A 369-nucleotide genomic window follows, 5' to 3' on the forward strand; every position below is an offset into this window, starting at 1 on the left:
TGGGCCTTGCATCTCATGTCATGAAGTTCAGGAAGATAATAGAAGTTATGCAGTCCGTTTATACTTAGCATAAGCCCTCCAGTTTCTCCACCAGTGTTTTCAGCCCCTGATAGTCTAAGCCTTTCTTCTGAATGCACAAGCCCTCACGGGTTCTTATCATCACCATGATGTTTCCTTTATGGGAAGATGTACGCTTGGGCTTGTCTTTAGCAACATCATGCTGCTCTTCATTGCCTGACTGGATCAACTCTTCAGGAATTCCTTCCACTTCTACAGGTACAACCTTCTTTTGTGTCTTCTTGAACCAGTCATAGAATGCCGTGTATGGAATATTGTTGCTAATGCAGAATGAGTTGATGGAAACTCCTT

At 43.1% G+C, this 369-nt stretch carries 1 protein-coding gene; it reads right to left on the reverse strand.

The genetic code is table 11. From position 1 onward, the window contains the following. Positions 1–64: 64 nt before the first annotated feature. Positions 65–369: hypothetical protein (locus I6E24_RS16775; protein WP_235329847.1), on the reverse strand; the 305-nt coding region annotated here is incomplete at its 5' end.

This window comes from Bacteroides caecigallinarum, assembly GCF_021530995.1.
GTDB classification, from domain to species: Bacteria; Bacteroidota; Bacteroidia; order Bacteroidales; family Bacteroidaceae; genus Phocaeicola; species Phocaeicola faecigallinarum.